General features: G+C 71.2%; 13 protein-coding genes. 7 read left to right on the forward strand and 6 right to left on the reverse strand.

The genetic code is table 11. The annotated features are described in order from the left end of the window. A complete protein-coding gene (locus tag ABD817_RS25870) occupies window positions 1-3036 on the forward strand; it encodes an aminotransferase (RefSeq protein ID WP_344920734.1) in 3036 nt (1011 codons plus the stop codon). Window positions 3037-3123: 87 nt separating this feature from the next. On the opposite strand, the gene rpsT is transcribed toward ABD817_RS25870, so the two are convergent. Both rpsT and ABD817_RS25880 read right to left on the reverse strand, forming a co-directional pair. After that, the gene (rpsT, locus tag ABD817_RS25875) at window positions 3124-3396 is read right to left on the reverse strand and encodes a 30S ribosomal protein S20 (protein ID WP_344920735.1); all 273 of its coding nucleotides are present in this window, start codon (window positions 3394-3396) and stop codon (window positions 3124-3126) included. Between the two features lie 168 nt (window positions 3397-3564). Then, window positions 3565-4566 (reverse strand): glycoside hydrolase family 18 protein, encoded by a 1002-nt coding sequence (locus ABD817_RS25880; RefSeq protein ID WP_344920736.1) that lies wholly within the window; start codon window positions 4564-4566, stop codon window positions 3565-3567. A 74-nt stretch (window positions 4567-4640) separates the two neighbouring features. Here ABD817_RS25880 and lepA point away from each other — a divergent pair, with 74 nt between their 5' ends. Continuing rightward, window positions 4641-6479, forward strand: a complete 1839-nt coding sequence (gene lepA, locus ABD817_RS25885) for a translation elongation factor 4 (protein ID WP_344920737.1) — start codon at window positions 4641-4643, stop codon at window positions 6477-6479. Between the two features lie 120 nt (window positions 6480-6599). Here lepA and ABD817_RS25890 read toward each other — a convergent pair whose 3' ends face one another. Further along, complete coding sequence (locus tag ABD817_RS25890; protein WP_344920738.1) at window positions 6600-7877, reverse strand: glycoside hydrolase family 18 protein; 1278 nt, start codon at window positions 7875-7877, stop codon at window positions 6600-6602. A 145-nt stretch (window positions 7878-8022) separates the two neighbouring features. Here ABD817_RS25890 and ABD817_RS25895 point away from each other — a divergent pair, with 145 nt between their 5' ends. Together ABD817_RS25895 and hemW are read left to right on the forward strand one after the other, a co-directional pair. Next, the gene (locus tag ABD817_RS25895) at window positions 8023-8991 is read left to right on the forward strand and encodes a hypothetical protein (RefSeq protein WP_344920739.1); all 969 of its coding nucleotides are present in this window, start codon (window positions 8023-8025) and stop codon (window positions 8989-8991) included. Between the two features lie 63 nt (window positions 8992-9054). After that, on the forward strand, window positions 9055-10266 hold the full coding sequence (hemW, locus tag ABD817_RS25900) for a radical SAM family heme chaperone HemW (protein ID WP_344920740.1): 1212 nt from the start codon (window positions 9055-9057) through the stop codon (window positions 10264-10266). Window positions 10267-10300: 34 nt separating this feature from the next. Here the strand turns inward: hemW and ABD817_RS25905 are convergent, their stop codons facing one another. Genes ABD817_RS25905 through ABD817_RS25915 form a run of 3 tightly spaced genes read right to left on the reverse strand, consistent with a single transcriptional unit; the run spans window position 10301 to window position 12710 of the window. Continuing rightward, a complete protein-coding gene (locus ABD817_RS25905; RefSeq protein ID WP_344920741.1) occupies window positions 10301-11035 on the reverse strand; it encodes a DUF4870 domain-containing protein in 735 nt (244 codons plus the stop codon). Window positions 11036-11059: 24 nt separating this feature from the next. Then, window positions 11060-11875, reverse strand: a complete 816-nt coding sequence (locus ABD817_RS25910) for a DUF3097 domain-containing protein (protein ID WP_344920742.1) — start codon at window positions 11873-11875, stop codon at window positions 11060-11062. 58 nt (window positions 11876-11933) lie between these two features. Then, a complete protein-coding gene (locus ABD817_RS25915) occupies window positions 11934-12710 on the reverse strand; it encodes a hypothetical protein (RefSeq protein WP_344920743.1) in 777 nt (258 codons plus the stop codon). 182 nt (window positions 12711-12892) lie between these two features. Between ABD817_RS25915 and hrcA the strand changes: the two genes are divergently transcribed. The 3 genes from hrcA (at window position 12893) to ABD817_RS25930 (ending at window position 15906) form a co-directional block, all read left to right on the forward strand. Further along, entirely contained in the window at window positions 12893-13906 is a 1014-nt protein-coding gene (gene hrcA / locus ABD817_RS25920) for a heat-inducible transcriptional repressor HrcA (protein ID WP_344920820.1), read from the forward strand. Window positions 13907-13920: 14 nt separating this feature from the next. Beyond that, window positions 13921-15063: a molecular chaperone DnaJ gene (gene dnaJ / locus ABD817_RS25925; RefSeq protein ID WP_344920744.1), complete on the forward strand. Its 1143-nt coding sequence runs from the start codon at window positions 13921-13923 to the stop codon at window positions 15061-15063. A gap of 111 nt (window positions 15064-15174) precedes the next feature. Further along, entirely contained in the window at window positions 15175-15906 is a 732-nt protein-coding gene (locus ABD817_RS25930) for a 16S rRNA (uracil(1498)-N(3))-methyltransferase (RefSeq protein WP_344920745.1), read from the forward strand. Window positions 15907-15926 lie beyond the last annotated feature (20 nt).

The raw sequence follows: 15926 nt of genomic DNA on the forward strand, positions 1-15926 counted from the left end.
GTGACCTTACTCCAACCGATCTCGATGGGACACGCCATGGCCGGCCACGACTTCTTCACCGAACCGGATCTTCCCCGCCCCGACGTGAGCCCGGAAACGGCCAGGGCCGTGGCCGCGGAGCACTTCGGCGTAGAGGGGACCGTCGAGGAGGTGGGCAGCCATCAGGAACGCAACTTCGTCGTCGACGCGCCGTCGGGACGCTTCCTGCTCAAGGTCGCGAATCCGGCCTTCTCCGACGAGGAGCTCGACGCCCAGGTCCGCGGGATGCTCCACCTGTCGACGACTGCGCCCGAGGTGAGCGTCCCGCGCCCCCGGCTCGGCGGGGAGGGCGGCTACGTCGTCCGGTTCGGCGTGGACGGGACCGTGCTCCGGGCCCGTCTGCTCAGCTTCGTCCCCGGCTTCCCGCTGATCGACTCGCCTCACCTCGCCCCGGCGGTGGTCGGAAGGCTCGGCGCGCTGGCGGGCCGCGTGGCCTCGGGACTGGCGGACTTCCGTCACCCCGGGCTCGACCGGATCACCCAGTGGGACATCCGCAACGCCCGCCGGGTCTGCGAGACCCTGATGCCCTCCATGACCGACAGGGGTCGTGCCGGGGCCGTGCGCGACGCGGTCGAGGCGTCGTGTGATCGGCTCGACGCGCTGTCCGCCCGGCTCCGCGTCCAGGCGATCCACGGCGACATCACCGACGACAACGTCGTCTGTGACCGGGAGAGGAACGGGAGACCATTTCCCTCGGGGGTCATCGACTTCGGCGACACGGGGCTCGGCTGGACCGTCGGGGAACTGGCGACGACGTGCGCCTCCGTCCTGCACCACGCCCCCGAGCGGCCACTGGCGCTGCTCGCGGCCGTCCGGGCCTTCCACCGGATCGTGCCCCTCACGGACGCGGAGATCGCCGCGCTCTGGCCGGCGATCGTCGCCCGCTCGGCCGTGCTGGTGGTCAGCGGCGTTCACCAGGGGCGTGTCGATCCGACCAACGCGTACGCCCTGCGGCGGCAGGAACACGAGTGGCGGGCGTTCGAGGCCGCCACGAGCCTGCCCGCCGAGGTCGCGCACGCCGCCCTCAGGGACGCCCTCGAACCGCGGGACACGCCGAAGCGGCCGGGACGTCCGGCGCCGGCGCGCGGCCCGGCCGGGACGCCGCTGCTGCCGACGGTCACGGAGGCCGGCATGACCGTCCTCGATCTGTCGGCCGGGAGCGAGGTCCTGCGTGAGGGAACCTGGCTGGACGGCGACGCCGAACGGCGGATCGCCGGCCGGATGCTGGCCGCCGCGTCCACGGCGACGTCCCGGGCGTCGGCGGTGATCTGCCGGTACGGCGAGGCGCGGCTGACCAGGACGCGCGTCCACGACGACCGGGCGCCCACGACCGTCGCGCTGGGAACCGAGGTCTTCTGCGCCCCGGGAACCCCGGTGGCGGCCCCGTTCGCGGGGATCGCGCGGCAGGACGGGCCCGGCTCCGTGGTCCTGCGGGGCGACGGCGCCGACCTGCGCCTCACCGGGATCCGCCTGACCGGAGTCCCGGGAGGACGTCTCGCCGAGGGTGACCCGCTGGGCGAGGTGGCCGCCCACCCGCTCCCCGCCGCCGAGCCGGGCGCGGCCGTCGGGAGTCTCTTCGTCCAGCTCTGTACGATCCGCGACGTGGAGCCGCCCGCCTTCGTGACGGCGGAGACGGCCGGGGCGTGGCGTGAGGTCTGCCCCGACCCCTCGCCACTGCTCGGCCTGGACTGCGCGGCCCCCGGCGAGCCGACGAGCCGGAACGTGCTGGACCTCCGGCGGACCGCCCTGGCCGGGGTCCAGGAGCACTACTACGACGACCCGCCCAGGATCGAGCGCGGCTGGCGGCAGCACCTGAGCGACCTCGACGGCCGGACCTATCTCGACATGGTCAACAACGTGGCCTCCATCGGCCACGCGCACCCGCGGCTCACCGCGGCGGCCGGCCGCCAGTGGGACCTGCTCAACACGAACTCCCGCTTCAACTACCGGGCGGTCGCCGACTTCGCGCGGCGGCTGGCCGACCTGCTGCCCGACCCGCTGGACACCGTCTTCCTGGTGAACAGCGGTTCCGAGGCCGTGGACCTGGCGCTCCGCCTGGCCCAGACGTTCACCCGGCGCCAGGACGTCGTCTGCGTGGCGGAGGCGTACCACGGCTGGACCATGGGCTCGGACGCGATCTCCACCTCGGTCGCGGACAACCCCAACGCCCTCGCCACGCGGCCACCGTGGGTGCACACGGTCCTGGCGCCCAACACCTTCCGGGGGCGCTTCCGCGGCGAGGACGCCGGTGCCCGCTACGTGGAGGACGCCCGCCGCGTCATCGGCGAGGCCGTGCGTTCCGGACGCCCGCCGGCCGCGTTCGTCTGCGAGGCGCTCTACGGCAACGCCGGCGGCGTGCCGCTGCCCGACGGCTACCTGCGCGGGGTCTACGAGGCCGTACGCGAGGCTGGTGGCCTCTGCGTCGCCGACGAGGTCCAGGTCGGCTACGGGCGCCTGGGCCACCACTTCTGGGGATTCGAGCAGCAGGGCGTGACACCCGACATCGTCACGATCGCCAAGGCGATGGGGAACGGCCACCCGCTCGGTGCGGTGATCACTCGCCGCGACGTCGCCGAGGAGTTCTCCGCGAACGGCTACTTCTTCTCCTCGGCGGGCGGGAGCCCCGTCAGCTGCGCGGTCGGGATGACCGTCCTGGACGTCATCGAGGACGAGGGACTCCAGGAGAACGCCGTGACGACCGGCGGCCACCTGCGCCGGCGCCTGGAAAAGCTGGCGACGGACCACCCGATCATCGGCGCGGTCCACGGGATGGGCCTTTACTTGGGAGTCGAGCTCGTCCGGGACCGCGACACCCTCGAACCGGCGACGGAGGAGACCGCGGCGATCTGCGAGCGGATGCTCGAACTCGGCGTGATCGTGCAGCCGACCGGCGACCATCTCAACGTACTCAAGATCAAACCGCCGCTGTGCCTCACCGCCGAGAGCGCCGACTTCTTCGCCGACACGCTGGCGCGGACGCTCCGCGACGGATGGTGACCCCCGCCTGAGCCTTCGCGGACGGGGCCGGGAGAGACACGAGAACGCCGCATCCCGTGGGGATGCGGCGTTCGGCGACGCGTGGGACTACTTGGCGACCGACAGGGCGGCGGCGCGCTGGGCGATCGCCGACTTGCGGTTGGCGGCCTGGTTCTTGTGGATCACGCCCTTGCTGGCGGCCTTGTCCAGCTGGCGGGAGGCGGCGCGCTGCAGCACGGCGGCCTGCTCGACGTCACCCTGGTCGGCGGCCTCGCGGAACTTGCGGATGGCCGTCTTCAGGGAAGACTTGACAGCCTTGTTACGCAGCCGGGCCTTCTCGTTCTGCCGGTTGCGCTTGATCTGGGACTTGATGTTCGCCACGAAGAAGCCTCGGTGAATGTCGTTGGATGGGGCGCGCGGGCAGAGAGGGCGCGCCACACGCAGTTGACTAGGCTACCAACTGCCGTGGCCGACACTCAAATCGACAAGCCGGGCAGAGGGATGCCTGATCAGTTTAGCGTGTGGTCCCGATGACTTGGACCAGAACGCTCACGGCTTGAACCAGAACCTGTCGTACTCCGCCCAGTCCTCCTTGGTGGCGGCGAAGTCGACGTAGAGCGCCAGGCCGAACCGCTCGCGTGGTCTGCCGTACGAGGTCAACGCCAGCCGGGCGCCCCTGGCCGCCTTCTCGACGCTCTCGGCCTCGTCGGCCCAGGAGACGCCGTGGTCGTGATAGGCCGGGGCGCCGATCAGCACCGTCTTCTCCTCGGGGACGAGCTCCAGCGCCAGCGAGCCCTGCCGTACGACGTAGCCGCCGTAGACGGAGGGGAAGGGGAGGTAGGAGTCGTAGGTCATGATCGCCACCTGGTCGGTGAGCTTCGCCACCTGGGCGAAGTAGTCGGGTGACCAGTACTTGTCGTGGCCGGTGGCGGCGCGCGCGGCCGGGCGGACGAGCGGGAACGGCTCGATCTGCGGGGTCGAGGTGGAGAGCAGGCCGTCGCCCACGATCGCGCGGGTCCGGGTCAGCAGGTCGAGGAAGTCGGTGTCGCCGTCGCCGATCGGCTCGAAGTTGTAGTGGACGCCGTCGAAGCCGAGCGCCGTGATCGCGCGGGCACCGTCCAGCACGCGCTGCCTGGAGGTCGCGTCGTCGAGGTCCAGGACGCCGTCGACCTTCTGGCCGAGCCAGGCCGACACCCTGACCTTGGGGAGTTCCTCGCGCCACCATTTCAGGAAGTCGGCCGCCTTCGGATACTTGCCGACGGGCAGGGTCCCGTCCGGGTCGAACGGGCCGGAATGGACGTACACGTCCTTGATCCCGGTCTTTCGCAGCCTGGTGGCGAGGGTCCGCACGTCGTCGGCCGTCTTGCGGCCGTCGACCCACGCGTGGCCGAGCCACAGGGCGTCGTGGCCGGTCGTCTTCGCCCATGGGGCCGGTGTCCCGGTAAACTGCAGGGTGAGGGTGGCCACGGCCACCCCGGGAAGCGCGAGGAGCAGGGCCGCCACCATAGCGAAGAACCGCAGGCCGCGCCGTGCTCTGGTCCGGGCAATCACCCGGACATGTCACCATGGAAGACGGCTGGCATGCCAGCCGTCTGATCGTCATCAATCTGTTGAAACGGACCCCGGTGCGCATTCAGCCTGGCCAGACCGACCCCGCTGTGCTCCGCAACTTCTGCATCATCGCGCATATCGACCATGGCAAGTCGACGCTCGCCGACCGGATGCTGCAGATCACCGGAGTGGTCGACGACCGTTCCATGCGTGCCCAGTACCTCGACCGCATGGACATCGAGCGCGAACGCGGCATCACGATCAAGTCGCAGGCGGTCAGGCTCCCGTGGAAGGTCGGTGACACCGACTACGTCCTCAACATGATCGACACTCCCGGGCACGTCGACTTCACCTACGAGGTCTCCCGGTCGCTCCAGGCGTGTGAGGGCGCGATCCTGCTGGTCGACGCCGCGCAGGGCATCGAGGCGCAGACGCTGGCCAACCTCTACCTGGCCATGAACAACGACATGACGATCATCCCGGTGCTCAACAAGATCGACCTGCCCGCCGCGCAGCCGGAGAAGTACGCCGCGGAGATCGCCCACCTCATCGGCTGCGAGCCGGAGGACGTGCTGAAGGTCTCCGGCAAGACCGGCGTGGGCGTCCCCGAGCTGCTGGACCACGTGGTCGCGAGCGTCCCGGCCCCGGTCGGCGACGCCGACGCGCCCGCCCGCGCGCTGATCTTCGACTCGGTGTACGACACCTACCGCGGCGTGATCACGTACGTCCGGGTCATGGACGGTCACCTGGGCAAGCGCGAGCGCATCCTGATGATGTCCACCACCGCGGCCCACGAGACGCTGGAGATCGGCGTCATCTCGCCCGAGCCGAAGGTCGCCGACAAGGGGCTGGGCGTCGGCGAGGTCGGCTACCTGATCACCGGGGTGAAGGACGTCCGCCAGTCGCGGGTCGGCGACACGGTGACCTCCGTGGCGCGTCCGGCCGTCGAGGCGCTCAGCGGCTACGAGCACCCCAAGCCCATGGTCTTCTCCGGCCTGTATCCCATCGACGGCGACGACTACCCCGACCTCCGCGAGGCCCTGGACAAGCTCCAGCTCAACGACGCCGCCCTGGACTACGAGCCGGAGACCTCCGCGGCCCTGGGCTTCGGGTTCCGCTGCGGCTTCCTCGGCCTGCTCCACATGGAGATCGTCCGCGAGCGGCTGGAGCGCGAGTTCAACCTCTCGCTCATCTCGACCGCGCCCAACGTGGTCTACCGGGTGATCATGGAGGACGGCAAGGAGGTCGTCGTCACCAACCCCTCGGAGTTCCCCACCGGCAAGGTGGAGAAGGTCTTCGAGCCGATGGTCAAGACGACCGTGCTCGTCCCCTCGGAGTTCATCGGCGCCATCATGGAGCTCTGCCAGAACCGCCGGGGCAACCTGCAGGGCATGGACTACCTGTCCGAGGACCGCGTCGAGATCCGCTACACCATGCCGCTCGGCGAGATCATCTTCGACTTCTTCGACCAGCTCAAGTCCCGTACGCGCGGCTACGCCTCGCTGGACTACGAGCCCTCGGGCGAGCAGGAGTCGGACCTGGTCAAGGTCGACATCCTGCTCCAGGGCGAGGCCGTGGACGCCTTCAGCGCCATCGTCCACCGGGAGAAGTCGTACGCCTACGGGGTCGAGATGGCCAAGAAGCTGCGCGAGCTCATCCCCAGGCAGCAGTTCGAGGTGCCGATCCAGGCGGCGATCGGCGCCCGGGTCATCGCCCGTGAGAACATCCGCGCCATCCGCAAGGACGTCCTCGCCAAGTGCTACGGCGGCGACATCTCCCGCAAGCGCAAGCTGCTGGAGAAGCAGAAGGAGGGCAAGAAGCGGATGAAGATGGTCGGCCGCGTCGAGGTGCCCCAGGAGGCGTTCGTCGCCGCGCTGTCCACCGAGTCCTCCACGGACAAGGCCAAGAAGTAGGCGACCCTGCCTCGGTCCGCTCCGGTCCTGGGCGGGGGCGGGCCTTCGGGGAACGAAAACGTGCGGGCGAGGCCGCTGGTGACCCAGATCCTGCGGCCTCGCCCGGTATGAGGGGGTCGCTCAGCGCAGGACGCTGTAGAGCGCCGAGGTGAGGGACGCCTTGTTGTCGTCCTGGTCGATGGACCACATCATCGAGCCGCCGAGGCCCTTCAGGCGGATGTAGGCCGCCTTCTGGAGCAGCGAGGTCGGGTCGTCGTAGGACCAGAACTCGTTACCGTCGTAGAGCCACACCGACCCGGTCAGCAGGTCGCGGTAGCGCTTGCCCGGCTTGTTCACGAGGATCTTGTAGTCCTCGCTCCCGGCGGCGAAGGTGCCGGGAGCGGGGCCGGTGGCGGTGCCGTACAGGCCGTTCTTCCCGCCGGTGACGCCGGTCCAGCCCTGGCCGTACGCCGGTACGCCCACCACGATCTTCTTGGCGGGCGCGCCGCGCGTGAGGTAGTCGCGGACGGTCTGGTCCACGCTGTACTTCACCGGGTTGGGGTCGCGCCGGTCGGTGAACAGGTTGCCGTTGTGGCCGGTGATGGTCTCCCACGAGCCGTGCAGGTCGTAGCCCTGGACGGTGGCGAAGTCCAGCTGCTTGAAGACGTCGCGGACCTCGAAGCCCGCGTCGATCTTCGCGGCGGCGGCGGGCAGGAAGGCGGTGAGCTCGGTGCGCCGGTCGAACTGGTTCATCTGGCGGCGCAGCTCGGTGACGAACAGGGTGAAGTTCCGCTTGTCCTCGGGACGGATGATGTTGCCGACCTCGCCGGAGGAGCCGGGCCACTCCCAGTCGAGGTCGATGCCGTCGAACACGCCCGCGCCGGTGCCGGGGGCGGTGCCGGGCAGGTTGCCCTTGAGCCACAGGTCGATGCAGGAGGAGGCCAGCTTGGCGCGGCCCTCGGGGGTCAGCACCGCGTCGGAGAAGTACTTCGAGCCGGTCCAGCCGCCGAGGGAGATCAGCGCCTTGAGACCGGGGTGCTTGGCCTTGAGCTTCTTCAGCTGGTTCAGGTTGCCGTTCAGCGCCTGGCCCGCCTCGTCGGCGACGCCGTCCACGCTCTGCTCGGCGGGCACCGGACGCTGCCAGTCGGCCCACGGGTCGGGGGAGTAGCAGTCGCCACCGGCGTTGACGAAGCCGAAGGCGTAGTTGATATGGGTCAGCTTCGCGGCGGCGCCGCTGGTCTCCATGTCCTTGACGTGGTAGTTGCGACCGTAGACGCCCCACTGGATGAAGTAGGCGACCCGCTTGTAGCGGTCACCGTGCTTCTGGGGTGTCTGGGCCTGGGCCGGGGCCGGTACGGCCACCGACGCGAGGCCCGCGGCGAGGGCTGCCGCGATCACTTTACGGAGGAGTCTCTGCACGGGCTTCTCCACTGCTTGGAATAGTAACTTATAGGAAACTTTCCTTTAAGTTTTCCCGGATCGTAGACCTGCGAGATCTGGCCGTCAACGGCCAACGGCGTTTTGACCGGTGGACGGCGGGTCGCTTCGACTAACTTGGTAAGGCATGGAGCAGCAGGCGTTCTGCAACCGCTGTGGCACCCCGGTGAGCGGGCTGCCGCGATGCCCCGGGTGCGGGGCGCCGACGAGGGGCGGGCCCCCGGCGGGCCAGTCCCCGCCGACCGGGTTCCCACCGGCCCAGATCCCACCGGGCCAGTCCCCGCCGGCTCAGTCCCCGCGGGTCGTTCCTCCGGGCGGGAGCCGGATCCCGCCGGGAGAGTGGCGGCAGGATCCCGCCGACTGGCAGCAGCACCTCCCGCCGGACGAGCGACCTCCGCGGCCCACGCCGGGGGACCGGGCTCCGGCACCGCCGAGGGGCCGGGCGCCCCGAGGGGACCGCAAGGTCTGGCCGCCGGTCGCGCTGGCCACGGTCCTCGCGGTGACGATGGTCGCCGGGGGAGCCTTCTGGCTCGCCCCGCGAGACGGCGGCACGTCCGTGGCGGGCGGCATCCGGACGGCGGCGAGCGGCGACCGGGCGGAGGCCGAGACCGGGACGCCCCCGGCCGGCCGGGCTCCCCGGGGGCCCGAGGACGCCGAGAGCCAGGCCAGGGTCCTCGACGCCCTGCTCGCCGACAGCGGCGGCTCCCGGTCGGGCCTCGGCTCGGCCCTCGGCCAGTTGCGTTCCTGCGAGGGCACCGCCACCGGGCTCGCCACGCTCCAGCGGATCACCGCCGCCCGCCGGGAGCAGGTGATCCAGGCGGGTGCGCTGGGCACCGGCGCGCTCGACGGCGGCGACGCGGTCAAGGAGCGCCTCACCCGGGCCCTCACCGCATCGTTCGACGCCGACGAGGCGTTCCTCGCCTGGGCGACCCGCCAGGAGGCCGGGTGCAGCCGCTCCTGGAGCGGCGACGACGACTACCGGCGCGGTCTCGCCCTCTCCGGCGAGGCGACGACGGCGAAGAAGGGCTTCCTGAAGCTGTGGAATCCCCTCGCCCGGCGGTACGGCCTGCCGGTGCGGGACGAGCACGAGATCTGACCCCCGGCATCCCCGGCATCCTCGGCGTACCGGGCATCGCGGGGGAGGCGGCAGACTTGGGGCGTGCCATCCACACTTCCCGACGGGGATCCCGTACCCGCCTCGGGCGAGCTCCCGGAGAGCGCGCTCGCCGGGCTCGGCGAGCGGCCCTTCGGTTTCTACGTCCACGTTCCCTTCTGCGTGACCCGGTGTGGTTACTGCGACTTCAACACCTACACGGCGTCCGAGCTCGGCCCCGGCGCGTCGCAGAAGGACTACGCGGACACCGCCGTCGACGAGGTGCGGCGGGCGCGGGCCAACCTCGGCACCGCGCACCTCCCCGTCGAGACCGTGTTCTTCGGCGGGGGAACCCCCACTCTGCTGCCCGCCGGAGATCTCGTACGGATCCTGGGGGCGATCGAGGAGGAGTTCGGGCTCGCCCCCGGCGCCGAGGTGAGCACCGAGGCCAACCCCGAGTCGGTGGACCCCGCCTACCTGGCGGAGCTGCGCGCGGGCGGGTTCAACCGGATGAGCTTCGGGATGCAGAGCGCCCGCGAGCACGTGCTCCGGGTGCTGGACCGCCGCCACACCCCCGGCCGCCCCGCGCGGGCCGTCCAGGAGGCGAGGGAGGCGGGGTTCGACCACGTCAACCTCGACCTGATCTACAGCACGCCTGGGGAGAGCGACGACGACTGGCGCGCGTCGCTGGCCGCGGCGATCGAGGCGGGACCCGACCACGTCTCCGCGTACTCGCTGATCGTCGAGGACGGGACGAAGCTGGCCGCCAGGATCAGGCGCGGCGAGCTCCCGATGCCCGACGACGACGTGGCCGCCGACCGTTACCTGATCGCCGACGCCATGCTGGCCGAGGCGGGGTTCGAGTGGTACGAGGTGTCCAACTGGGCGACCTCGGAGGCCGGGCGCTGCCGGCACAACCTGCTCTACTGGACCGGCGGCGACTGGTGGGGCGTCGGCCCCGGGGCGCACAGCCACGTCGGCGGCACCCGCTGGTGGAACGTCAAGCACCCCGCCGCCTACGCCCAGCGCCTGGCCGAGGGCACCTCGCCCGCGCACGCGCGCGAGGTGCTCGGTCCTCAGGACAGGGCGGTGGAACGGCTGATGCTGGAGCTGCGGCTCGCCCGGGGCTTCCCGCTCGGGGAGCTGGAGCGCCCCCCGGTGGTCGCCCGCGCGCTCGCCGACGGCCTGCTGGAGGTGGAGCCGTTCAAGGCGGGCCGCGCGGTGCTCACCCTGCGTGGCCGCCTGCTGGCCGACGCCCTGGTCCGCGACCTCACCTGAGGCGCCCGAGGCCCCGCCCGGACCGCGGGCCGGGTCAGCTGACGAAGCGGATGTTCATCGGATAGCGGTATCTCTCTCCCCGGTTGGCCGCCACCGCGGCGATGATCGTCACGATGATCGCTCCGATCCAGAGGAAGAACATCAGCACAAAACCGATGAGCACGAACGCCAGGACCCAGGAGACGACGTAGGCGACCAACACCGTGAGCTGGAAGTTGAGCGCCTCGGCGGCCTGGTCGCGCACGTAGGGCGACTCGTCCTTCTTCGCCAGATAGAGCACCAGCGGCCCGACGAAGGAGGTCAGCAGGCCCAGCAGGTGGGCGAGCATCGCCATGGTGGTGTCGTCACTGCCGGGCCGCGGGCCGTACGTCCCCGGCGGCGCCTGGTAGCCGTAACCCTGCGGCGCGCCGTACGCGCCGTACTCGGGGTATCCGGGGTAACCGGGCTGGTGGCCCCCCTGGTAGCCGCCCGGGTCGTAGGGGGAGGTGGGCGGGTAGCCCTCGTAGCCCTGGCCCGGCTTCCCATAGCCCTGATCCGGTTGTCCATAACCCTGGCCGGGGTATCCGTAGCCCTGCCCCGGTTGCCCGTGTCCCTGTCCCTGTCCCGGCTGTCCGTAGCCCTGGCCGGGCGCGCCGTGTCCCTGGCCGGACTGTCCGTAGTCCTGGCCCGAGGGCGGGATGCTCTGGCCCGGCCGGGTGTGGCCGGGCGGGGGGTCGCCGATGCGCCGCGTCCGGTCGTCGCCCGGTGGGTCCTCGGGGTTCTCGCTCATGTCCCCTCCTGAAGGGTTGACGGCCTAGCCATCCTCGCCGGGAACCGTCACGAAGTCGATCAATTCCTCGACAGGCCCGAGGAGCTCGGGCTCCAGATCGGCATATGTCGTGACCGATCCGAGAATGTGACGCCATGCGGCACCGGGCTCCACGTTCCAGCCCAGCGCGGCGATGACGCCCTCCTTCCAGGGCACGCCGCGCGGTACCGACGGCCAGGAAGGGATCTTGAGCACCCGCGGCCTGACCGCCTGCCAGACGTCCACGAACGGGTGCCCGACGATCAGCACGTGCGGTGAGGAGACCCGCGCGGCGATCCTGCTCTCCTTGGAACCGGGGACCAGGTGGTCGACGAGCACGCCCAGCCGCCTCCCCGGCCCCGGGCCGAACTCCTCGACGATCGAGGGCAGGTGGTCGACCCCCTCCAGATACTCCACGACCACGCCCTCGACCCGCAGGTCGTGCCCCCAGACCTTCTCCACGAGCGCGGCGTCGTGCACGCCCTCCACGTAGATCCGGCTCTCCTTGGCGACCTGGGCCCGCAGGCCCTCCACCGCGATGGAACCCGACGCGCTCCGCCTGGGACCGCGCGGCGCGGCGGCGGGCCGTACGAGCGTCACCACCTCGCCCTCCAGGAGGAACGCGGCCGGCTCCAGCGGGAACACCCGACGGCGCCCGAAGCGGTCCTCCAGGGTGACGGCCTCCTTGTCGCAGGCCACCACGGCGCCGCAGAAGCCTCCGTCGGCCTCCTCGACGACCAGGTCGAGCTCCGCGGGCACCTGGGGGATCGTCCCCCTGCGCGGGCGTCGCCAGTCTTCCGCCAGAACGTCACGCTCGTACATCACCGACCGCTCACCCTCTCTCGCCGGGGATCAGGTGGGACGCTAGCAAACGCCGTCGTCACCTGCCGTAGGGTCCCGGCTGTCCCCACTGCCCCACCGGTGCCGCGGCGGCCCGGCGCTTGCGGGCGTTGCTCCGCTTCACCAGTACGACGATCGTCACGACGATGGCGAGCAGGATCCCGACGCCGGGGATCACGAACAGGGCGACCACCCCGCCCACCAGCGAGTCGGCGGCGAGTTCCTTGCCCACGCCGAAGGTCGTGCCCTCCGCGGGCTCGGCGGAGCACTGGACCTGGTAGTCGCCCGCCTGGTCCACGCCGACCCGCAGGCCCATCTCCCAGGTGACGCCGTCGGATCCCGCGACGGTCTGCTGGATGTCGGGCTTCTGCAGGCGGGGCGTGCCCGTGCCGCCCTTCAGCGTGCACTCGAACGTGGTGGGCCCGCCCGTGGCGACGTAGATCGCCGGCTTGTCCGCCGGGTCGATCGCGACCGTCGCGGTCTCGCCGGGGGCGAACGTCTTCGTCGGGGCCGCGTCGGTCACCGCGCCGACGAGGCCACCGGCGAAGCCGCCGATGCCGACGATAATGCTGACCAGGGCGAGCAGCCAGACCCCGACGATCCACCCGATGCCAGGCTTGATCTTCCCGCTGGGGGGCGGCGATCCCTGCGGGGCGCCGTAGCCGGGGGGCGCGTAACCGTACGAGGGGGGCTGCTGACCGTACTGCTGGCCATATTGCTGTTGGCCGTACTGCTGCTGGCCATACGGCTGCTGGGGGCCGCCGTGACCGGGGCCGCGGGAGGCGTCGCCCGGATAAGAACCGAAATCTTGGGACATGCCCAAATTCTGGTGGGTGCCGCTTGGATCGCGATAGCAGTTGACTTGACAACGGCTTGCCGTCATCATCCGCAGCTCTTGCTTATCGCGCCTTCCGCACGGGGGCCGTACACTTGGCACTCGGGAACACAGAGTGCCAAGCCTCGTGTTTCCCTCTGAACGCAGGCAGGGAGGTGACCACGTTGGTCGACGACCGCAAGCTCGCCGTGCTCCGCGCCATCGTCGAGGACTACGTGTCCACCAACGAGCCGGTGGGTTCGAAGGCTCTCGCGGATCGGCACAACCTGGGGGTGTCCCCGGCGACGATCCGCAACGACATGGCGGTGCTGGAGGAGCAGGGCTACATCGCCCAACCCCACACCAGCGCCGGCCGGGTGCCCACCGACAAGGGCTACCGGCTCTTCGTCGACCGGCTCTCGCAGGTGAAACCCCTGTCGAGCGCGGAACGCAAGGCCATCGAGAGCTTCCTCGCGGGCGCGGTGGACATCGACGACGTCGTCATGCGGACGGTGCGGCTGCTCGCCCAGCTCACCCGGCAGGTCGCCGTGGTGCAGTACCCCATGCTGACCCACTCGACGGTCAGGCACGTCGAGCTGGTGCCGCTGAGCGAGCGCCGGCTGATGTTCGTGCTGATCACCAACACCGGCAGGGTCGAGCAGCGCGTGGTCGAGCTGCCCGACGTCGTCGACGAGCAGCGCGTGGCCCACCTGCGCGCGATACTCAACGCCTCCCTCGACGGGTGCGGCCTCACCAGCGTTCCCGACAAGATCGCCGACCTGCCGGAGCGGCTGCCCACGGAGGACCGGCCGCTCGCGGCCACTATCCTTTCCGTACTGCTCGAGTCCCTGGTGGACAGGCATGATGAGAAGATCGTTTTTGCCGGGGCCGCCAACCTCGCGGGAGCCGACTTCACCGTCGGGCTCCGCGACGTGCTGGAGGCCCTGGAAGAGCAGGTCGTGCTCATGCGACTGCTCGGTGAGACCTCTGACCTTTCCGCGTTGACCGTGCGGATCGGCTCGGAGAACCCCTACACCGGACTCCAGGGCACGTCCATCGTCGCCGCCGGATACGGTTCTGGGGACAAGCAACTGGCCCGGCTCGGTGTGCTGGGTCCGACGCGAATGGACTACCCGGTCACGATGGGCGCGGTGCGCGCGGTGGCACGCTACGTCAGCCAGATCCTGGCTGCATCATAAGAGGTCAACGAAAAGTGGCTAAGAGCGACTACTACGGCACTCTCGGGGTGCGCCGCGACGCCAGTGCGGAGGAGATCAAGAAGGCGTACCGCCGCCTGGCGCGCGAGCTGCATCCCGACGTCAACCCCGACCCCGAGACCCAGGAACGCTTCAAGGAGATCACGCAGGCCTACGAGGTCCTGTCCGACTCCGGCAAGCGGCAGATGTACGACATGGGTGCCGACCCGTTCGCCTCGGGCGGTGGCGCGGGGGCCGGGGGCTTCGGCGCCGGCTTCCCGTTCAGCGACATCATGGACGCCTTCTTCGGCGCGGCCGGTGGCGGCGGCGGCCGAGGCCCCCGCTCCCGCGCCCGCCGAGGGCGCAACGCCACCATCAGGGTCGAGCTCGACCTGCGCGAGTCGGGCTTCGGCACCACCCGCGAGCTGGTCGTCGACACCGCCGTGGTCTGCGAGGTCTGCACGGGCTCCGGCGCCGCGGCCGGCACCCACCCCGACACCTGCGACATGTGTCACGGCCGGGGCGAGGTGTCCCAGGTCACCCGGTCCTTCCTCGGCCAGGTCATGACCTCCCGGCCCTGCCCCCAGTGCGGCGGCTTCGGGTCGATCATCCGCAACCCCTGCCAGGAGTGCTCCGGCGACGGCCGGGTCCGCACCCGGCGGACCATCAAGGTCCGCATCCCCGCCGGGGTCGAGGACGGCACCCACATCCAGCTCGCCGGCGAGGGCGAGATCGGGCCGGGCGGAGGCCCGCCCGGAGACCTCTTCCTGGAGATCGTCGAGCGTCCCCACGAGATCTTCGAGAGGCGCGGCGACGACCTGCACTGCACCGTGCAGATCCCGATGACCGCGGCCGCGCTCGGCACCATCCTGACCATGGAGACACTCGACGGCGCCGAGGAGCTCGACATCCGTCCCGGCACGCAGTCGGGGCAGACGATCCCGCTCTACGGGCGGGGCGTGCAGCGCCTGAACGAGTCGGGCCGAGGCGACCTGCTGATCCACGTGAACGTGGAGACCCCCGCCCGTCTCGACACGGAGCAGGAGCAGCTGCTGAAGGAGCTCGCCAGGCTCCGCGGTGAGGAGCGCCCGCCGGGCAAGTTCGCCCCCGGGCAGCAGAGCTTCTTCTCCCGCCTGCGGGACGCCTTCAATGGCCGCTGACCCGGCCCCTCACCGGTCGCGCCGCCCCGGCCGGGCCAGGCCCCTGCCGGGCCGCGCCGTCCCGGCCGGCTCCCGGCCGAGGCACCCCGGCACGGTCCGCCCCGACGGCCCATGACCGTCCCGGTCTTCCTGGCCGACCCCGCCGACCTGGCCAGGCCGGAGTTCGTCTTCGGCGGTCCCGAGGGACGCCACGCGGCGGCCGTACGGCGGCTGCGGGCCGGTGAGCGGCTCGACCTGACCGACGGGGCGGGCTCCGTCGCCGAGTGCGTGGTGACCGAGGCGGGCAAGGACTCGCTCCGGGTCGAGGTGCTGCGCCGCCACGACGTGCCCGTGCCGTCGCCGCGCCTGGTCGTGGTCCAGGGCCTGCCCAAGGGGGATCGGGGCGAGCTGGCCGTGGAGATGATGACCGAGGCGGGGGTCGACGTGATCGTCCCCTGGTCCGCGACCAGGTGCGTCACCCAGTGGAAGGGTGAGCGGGCGGCCAAGGCGCTGGCCCGCTGGCGCTCCACGGCACGTGAGGCGGGCAAGCAGTCGCGCCGCTTCCACCTGCCCGAGGTGACGGAGCTCGCGTCCACCGCGAGGGTGGCCGGTCTGCTGTCGGCGGCGGCGCTGGGGGTCGTGCTGCACGAGGAGGCGGCCTCCCCGCTGTCCGGTCTGCCGCTGCCCGAGGGCGGCGACATCGTCGTGGTGGTCGGCCCCGAGGGCGGGGTGTCGGGGGAGGAGCTCGCCGCGTTCCGCGAGGCGAAGGCGGTGCCGGCGCTGCTCGGGCCGACGGTGCTGCGCACCTCGACGGCCGGGGTCGTCGCGGCGGCGGTGCTCCAGACGCGCAGTGGCCGCTGGTAACACCCTGCCGTCGGCGCGCC

The sequence above is a fragment of the Streptosporangium oxazolinicum genome, from assembly GCF_039537505.1.
Taxonomy (GTDB): Bacteria; Actinomycetota; Actinomycetes; order Streptosporangiales; family Streptosporangiaceae; genus Streptosporangium; species Streptosporangium oxazolinicum.

Excerpts from the sequence above, each read along its gene's own strand:
- ABD817_RS25915 (WP_344920743.1), bottom strand. The coding sequence starts at position 12,710 with ATGTCCCAAGATTTCGGTTCTTATCCGGGCGACGCCTCCCGCGGCCCC.
- ABD817_RS25905 (WP_344920741.1), bottom strand. The coding sequence starts at position 11,035 with ATGAGCGAGAACCCCGAGGACCCACCGGGCGACGACCGGACGCGGCGC.
- ABD817_RS25930 (WP_344920745.1), top strand. The coding sequence starts at position 15,175 with ATGACCGTCCCGGTCTTCCTGGCCGACCCCGCCGACCTGGCCAGGCCG.
- ABD817_RS25910 (WP_344920742.1), bottom strand. The coding sequence starts at position 11,875 with ATGTACGAGCGTGACGTTCTGGCGGAAGACTGGCGACGCCCGCGCAGG.
- ABD817_RS25895 (WP_344920739.1), top strand. The coding sequence starts at position 8,023 with ATGGAGCAGCAGGCGTTCTGCAACCGCTGTGGCACCCCGGTGAGCGGG.